The organism is Psychrobacillus sp., assembly GCF_056205495.1.
In genome coordinates this window covers 1-6,173 of record NZ_JBAEAP010000246.1, presented here as the reverse complement: position 1 = coordinate 6,173, position 6,173 = coordinate 1, and the positions used below count along the sequence as shown (strand labels likewise).

The window sequence follows — 6,173 nt, the reverse complement described above, 5'->3', positions numbered from 1 at the left end:
ACCCATAATTCCAACAAACTCTCCTTCTCGAACTTCTATGTCAATATCCTTTAATACTTCCTGAGTATTGGACTTTTTACCAAATACTTTTTTAATCTTGCGACCTCTTAAAATTACCATGGTCTACCTCCTACCTTTTATTAACTTCATTTTACCCATTAATTCTAGTAAAATCGTTCGTTTTAGGTGACAATCAAAGAAAGTAGATGACATTTTCGTCACCTACCTAGTATTTCTTGCATTTTATTTTGTATGGGAAAATGTAAGGAAAAGGTAGAACCCTGACCAATTTCAGAAACTACGTAGATCCTGATTCCTAGCTTTTCAGCGGAATTCTTTGCTAAGTATAGACCCATTCCAGTTGAAGCAGCACTCTCTCGGCCAACCCTGCCAGTAAAAGACTTTTCAAAGATTCTTGGCAAATCCGATTGTGCTATTCCTACCCCTTGATCTTGAATAGAAAGGATTAGGTGACCTAAATCATCTGTAGAAGTAAAAATTTGAATTTCACTATTCTCTTTACTATATTTTACTGCATTTGATATTAGCTGCCTTAGAATAAACGCTAGCCATTTCTGATCTGTTAGTATGACGTTTTCCAAGTCGCTAACCTCAAACCCTATATTTCGTTGTATACACCATGGCATCAACTCTTTAATTTCCTGAAATACTACTCTTTGTATAATTACTTCCTCGATTACATTATCCTTTTCAATTGAAGGAAGTCGTGTTTTATGAAGCTGTTGATCTAAGAGCATATGCAGTCGAAGCCATTCTACTTCTAATTGCTTCTTAAGTGTTGAATCTTCTACATTGTCTATCATTAGTTTCATACTGGTTAGCGGTGTCTTCATCTCATGTATCCAGGAAAGAGTTTGATCCTTCTCTTCAAGAGAACTGGTATTGGAATCATTCAGTTCTTGTTTTCCGGTTAAGATTAGGACTTCTACCTCTTCTATAATCATTTTATCAAAAAGTGATTGTCCTTCTGGTAGTCTTGCTATAAGCTCATCGAAAGTCGGGTCACCCTGATTAATCTTTAAAACACTTTTTATAAACTTTGTTTCCCTAAAGTATCGCCATAAAAAGAATACTAAAAATAAAAGTAGATTGGTACCATTCAAGTACACAATAGAAGTATTGGTAAAGGCAACGTCAACCGTCAGGAGAATATTGAGCCAAAGCTGGAAAAAGCCAAAAAATAAAATCCAGGCAATTCGCTCTCTAATATAATATAACAGTAACCTCATAGCTCCTCCTTAGTAACAGCTAGATAGCCTAATCCCTTCTTCGTTACAATAACCTCATCTAATCCAATTTGTTCTAACTTTAACCGCAATCTATTTACATTTACAGAAAGGGTATTATCATTTACAAACTTTTCGTCATCCCATAGCTTTCTCATGAGTTCATCTCTCGATACTATTTTATCAACAGATTGGACTAATACTCTAAGGATAAATAACTCATTCTTTGTAAGTTCAGCCTCTTGTTCCTCTTTGGAAATTGTACTTCTAGAGTAATCAATAATTGCACCATTCCAATGAACGATATCTGACTGTTCCTCTCCATAATCATACGTTCTTCTTAAAATAGCTTGAACCTTTGCTAATAAAACCTCCATATTGAAAGGCTTTTGAACAAAGTCATCCGCCCCCATCTGCATGGCCATGACCATATCCATTGGGTGATCTCGTGAGGAAAGAAATATAATAGGTACTTTAGAATGTCTTCGAATTTCTCGGCACCAATGGAAACCATCATATGCTGGCAGCTGTATATCTATCATAACTAACTCGGGTTTCTGTTCTAAAAAACTAGGAAGTACTTGTTGAAAATCAGTAGGGCCTATAACTTCAAATGACCATAGATGAAATTTTTCCTTTAATAAATTAAATATAGAAACGTCATCTTCTATTAGCATAATTTTTCGCATATAATTACCTCCTAATCCCAGTGTACACAATTATACACATAAAAAAAACCATCTCGTCGTCACGAGATGGTTTTTACATTTAATTAAAATTATTTAGTGATAGTAGCAACTACACCAGCGCCTACAGTACGTCCACCCTCACGGATAGAGAATTTAGTACCTTCTTCGATAGCGATTGGAGAGATTAGAGAAACAGTCATTTCGATGTTATCTCCAGGCATAACCATTTCTACGCCTTCTGGTAAGTTACAAACACCTGTTACGTCAGTTGTACGGAAGTAGAACTGAGGACGGTAGTTTGAGAAGAATGGAGTATGACGTCCACCCTCTTCTTTAGAAAGAACATAAACTTCAGCTTTGAAGTCTGTGTGTGGTGTGATTGAACCTGGTTTAGCTAATACTTGACCACGTTGAATCTCTTCACGAGAAACCCCACGAAGAAGAGCACCAATGTTGTCGCCAGCTTCTGCATAGTCAAGAAGTTTACGGAACATTTCAACACCTGTTACAGTAGTTGATTTTGCTTCTTCAGTAATACCGATGATGTCTACAACGTCACCGATTTTAACTTGTCCACGCTCAACACGTCCAGTAGCAACTGTACCACGACCAGTGATTGAGAATACATCCTCAACTGGCATCATGAATGGTTTGTCAGTTTGACGTTCTGGAGTTGGGATGTAGTTATCTACAGCGTCCATTAATTCAACGATTTTTTCTTCCCATTCTGGCTCTCCTTCAAGAGCTTTAAGAGCAGAACCTTTGATTACTGGAATGTCGTCGCCTGGGAAATCGTATTCAGAAAGAAGGTCACGAACTTCCATTTCAACTAATTCAAGTAATTCTTCGTCATCAACCATGTCACATTTGTTCATGAATACAACTAGGTATGGAACACCTACTTGTTTAGATAAAAGAATGTGTTCACGAGTTTGTGGCATTGGGCCATCAGCAGCAGATACTACTAAGATCCCGCCGTCCATTTGAGCTGCACCTGTGATCATGTTTTTAACATAGTCAGCATGTCCTGGGCAGTCTACGTGAGCGTAGTGACGAGTTTCAGTTTCATACTCAACGTGAGAAGTGTTGATTGTAATTCCACGCTCTTTTTCTTCAGGAGCGTTATCGATGTCAGCGTAAGATTTCGCTACTCCACCCATTTTTTTAGAAAGAACTGTAGCGATTGCAGCAGTTAAAGTTGTTTTACCATGGTCAACGTGTCCGATTGTACCAACGTTAGCATGTGTTTTGGAACGGTCAAATTTTTCTTTAGCCATTAGAGAAATCCTCCTCAGTAATTGTTTGTTTTTTTTATGATAAAAGATAGGGACAAGTAGTCCCTATAATTCATACACTACAAGAAAGTTATGCTTGAATCAAGATGAAAAATTAATTATTCACCTTTATGTTTTTTGATAATTTCTTCAGCGATTGATTTTGGAACATCTTCATAGTGGTCAAATACCATCGAGAATACTCCACGACCTTGTGTATTTGAACGTAATGACGTTGCATATCCAAACATTTCAGCAAGTGGAACCATTGCACGTACTACCTGTGCGTTACCACGAGCATCCATACCTTCAACGCGTCCACGACGAGATGTGATATCACCCATGATGTCTCCTAAATATTCTTCAGGAATAACAACTTCTACCTTCATGATTGGCTCAAGAAGTGCTGGGTTTACTTTAGATACAGCATTTTTCAATGCCATAGATGCTGCAATTTTAAATGCCATCTCATTCGAGTCAACATCATGGTATGATCCGTCGAATAATTTAGCTTTAATATCGATTAATGGGAAACCAGCGATTACACCATTGTTAAGTGAGTCACGAAGACCTGCTTCAACAGCTGGAATATATTCACGTGGTACTACACCACCAACGACAGCATTTTCAAATTCAAAGCCTTTTCCTTCTTCGTTTGGTGAGAATTCAATCCAAACGTGTCCGAATTGACCACGTCCACCAGATTGGCGAACGAATTTACCTTCAACTTTTGCCGATGAACGGAAAGTTTCACGGTAAGATACTTGAGGTGCACCTACGTTAGCTTCTACTTTGAATTCACGACGCATACGGTCTACTAGAATATCAAGGTGAAGTTCACCCATACCAGCGATGATTACTTGACCAGTTTCTTGGTCAGTATGTACGCGGAATGTTGGATCTTCTTCAGCTAATTTTTGTAGTGCTTGACCCATTTTATCTTGGTCAGCTTTAGTTTTCGGTTCAACAGAAAGTGAGATAACTGGCTCAGGGAATTCCATAGATTCAAGAATTACTAGAGCTTTTTCATCACAAAGTGTATCACCAGTAGTTGTATCTTTTAAGCCTACTGCTGCAGCAATATCTCCAGCATAAACTTGTGAAATCTCTTCACGAGAGTTAGCATGCATTTGAAGGATACGTCCTACGCGCTCACGCTTACCTTTAGTAGAGTTTTGTACGTATGAACCAGATTGAAGAGTACCAGAATATACGCGGAAGAAAGTTAATTTACCAACATAAGGGTCAGTCATAACTTTAAACGCTAAAGCAGAGGATGGTTCAGAATCGTCAGAATGACGTTCTACTTCTTCTTCACTGTCAGGATCGATACCTTTCATAGCTGGGATATCAAGTGGTGATGGAAGGTAAGCAACTACTGCATCAAGAACTTTTTGAACACCTTTGTTTTTGAATGCTGTACCACATACTACTGGATAGAATTCAACATTAAGAGTACCTTTACGGATACCATTAATTAATTCTTCGTTCGTAACATCTTCTCCACCAAGATATTTTTCCATTAGATCTTCATCAAGTTCAGCTACCGCTTCAACTAATTTCTCACGGTATTCTTCAGCTTGAGCTTTATATTCTTCAGGAATTTCAACTTCTTGGATATCAGTACCTAAGTCGTTTCCGTATACAGTAGCTTTCATTGTCACTAGGTCAATGATACCACTGAATTCATCTTCAGCACCGATAGGTAACTGAATTGGATGAGCGTTAGCTTGTAAACGTTCACGAAGAGTTCCTACAGAATATAGGAAGTCTGCACCTGTTTTATCCATTTTGTTTACGAAAACAATACGTGGTACGCCATAAGTTGTAGCTTGACGCCATACTGTTTCAGTTTGTGGTTCAACACCAGATTGAGCATCTAGTACTGTAACCGCACCATCAAGTACACGAAGTGAACGTTCAACTTCAACTGTGAAGTCTACGTGTCCAGGTGTATCGATAATGTTTACACGGTGATTATCCCAAGCAGCTGTTGTCGCAGCAGAAGTGATAGTGATACCACGTTCTTGCTCTTGCTCCATCCAGTCCATTTGTGATGCACCCTCATGAGTTTCCCCAATTTTGTGGATTTTACCAGTGTAATATAGAATACGCTCCGTAGTAGTCGTTTTACCAGCATCGATGTGAGCCATGATACCGATATTACGTGTTTTGTCTAAGGAGAACTCTCTAGCCATATTGTATTTCTCCTTCCAATTTCGGATTAGAGTATGATTGTATTAGAATCTTACCAACGATAGTGAGCAAATGCTTTGTTAGCATCAGCCATTTTATGCATATCTACACGTTTCTTAACAGAAGCACCAGTGTTGTTAGATGCATCAAGAATTTCATTAGCTAAACGCTCTTCCATAGTTTTTTCTCCACGAAGACGTGAATAGTTTACTAGGTAGCGAAGACCTAAAGTATAACGACGGTCAGGACGTACTTCAACCGGTACTTGGTAGTTAGCACCACCAACACGACGAGCACGAACTTCAAGAACTGGCATAATGTTTGTTAATGCAGCTTCGAATACTTCTAAAGCATCTTTACCAGAACGTTCTTTAACAAGATCAAACGCACCGTATAGAATTTTTTGAGAAGTACCTCTTTTACCGTCAATCATCATTTTATTAATTAAACGAGTTACTAGTTTCGAATTATAAATTGGATCTGGTAACACGTCACGTTTGGAAACAGGACCTTTACGAGGCATGTGTTTTCCTCCTTTCGACGAATGTCAATTTATTGAATATATTATTTTTTAACTTTAGGGCGTTTTGCACCGTATAGAGAACGGCTTTGCATACGACCAGTAACACCAGCTGTGTCAAGAGCACCACGTACGATATGGTAACGTACCCCTGGTAAATCTTTTACACGTCCTCCGCGGATAAGTACAACACTATGTTCTTGTAGGTTGTGTCCTTCTCCTGGAATATAAGCTGTTACCTCTAACG

General features: G+C 38.5%; 6 protein-coding genes. All 6 read right to left on the bottom strand.

The annotated features are described in order from the left end of the window. Positions 1-218 precede the first annotated feature (218 nt). On the bottom strand, positions 219-1,250 hold the full coding sequence (locus tag AC06OU_RS07100; protein WP_475854923.1) for a sensor histidine kinase: 1,032 nt from the start codon (positions 1,248-1,250) through the stop codon (positions 219-221). After that, positions 1,247-1,936, bottom strand: coding sequence for a response regulator transcription factor (locus tag AC06OU_RS07095; RefSeq protein ID WP_169359369.1), 690 nt, complete (start codon positions 1,934-1,936; stop codon positions 1,247-1,249). The genes AC06OU_RS07100 and AC06OU_RS07095 overlap by 4 nt, the downstream gene beginning before the upstream one ends. Positions 1,937-2,025: 89 nt before the next feature. Continuing rightward, positions 2,026-3,213 carry an elongation factor Tu gene (gene tuf, locus AC06OU_RS07090; protein ID WP_298472467.1) on the bottom strand — a complete coding sequence of 396 codons (1,188 nt, stop codon included), beginning with the start codon at positions 3,211-3,213 and terminating at the stop codon, positions 2,026-2,028. Positions 3,214-3,329: 116 nt separating this feature from the next. Then, entirely contained in the window at positions 3,330-5,408 is a 2,079-nt protein-coding gene (gene fusA / locus AC06OU_RS07085) for an elongation factor G (RefSeq protein WP_475854920.1), read from the bottom strand. 50 nt (positions 5,409-5,458) lie between these two features. Beyond that, positions 5,459-5,929 (bottom strand): 30S ribosomal protein S7, encoded by a 471-nt coding sequence (gene rpsG, locus AC06OU_RS07080; protein WP_475854919.1) that lies wholly within the window; start codon positions 5,927-5,929, stop codon positions 5,459-5,461. Positions 5,930-5,970: 41 nt separating this feature from the next. After that, on the bottom strand, positions 5,971-6,173 hold a 203-nt coding region (gene rpsL / locus AC06OU_RS07075), incomplete at its 5' end, for a 30S ribosomal protein S12 (protein WP_475854918.1).